The sequence below is a fragment of the Bacillus sp. CR71 genome (assembly GCF_003429245.1).
GTDB classification, from domain to species: Bacteria; Bacillota; Bacilli; order Bacillales; family Bacillaceae_G; genus Bacillus_A; species Bacillus_A thuringiensis_S.
This window is the reverse complement of the sequence record NZ_CP031748.1, coordinates 4,159,165-4,159,518: the sequence shown is the minus strand read 5'-3', so window position 1 is coordinate 4,159,518 and position 354 is coordinate 4,159,165. Positions and strand designations below refer to the sequence as shown.

The window sequence follows — 354 nt, the reverse complement described above, 5'->3', positions numbered from 1 at the left end:
ACGCCTTGAGGTCCAGTGGCACCCGTGCACCGTGTTACCTTGAACACCTTGAGGTCCAGTAGCACCCGTAGCACCAGTAGCGCCGGTAGCACCCGTGTTACCTTGAACACCTTGAGGTCCAGTAGCACCAGTAGCGCCGGTAGCACCCGTGTTACCTTGAACGCCTTGAGGTCCAGTAGCACCAGTAGCACCTGTGTTACCTTGAACACCTTGAGGTCCAGTAGCGCCAGTAGCACCTGTGTTACCTTGAACGCCTTGAGGTCCAGTAGCGCCAGTAGCACCCGTGTTACCTTGAACACCTTGAGGTCCAGTGGCACCCGTGTTACCTTGAACGCCTTGAGGTCCAGTGGCACC

1 pseudogene is annotated in these 354 nt (G+C 57.3%); it reads right to left on the bottom strand.

From position 1 onward, the window contains the following. Nucleotides 1-354 (bottom strand): annotated as a pseudogene (locus DOS87_RS30340) (collagen-like protein); the annotation flags it as partial.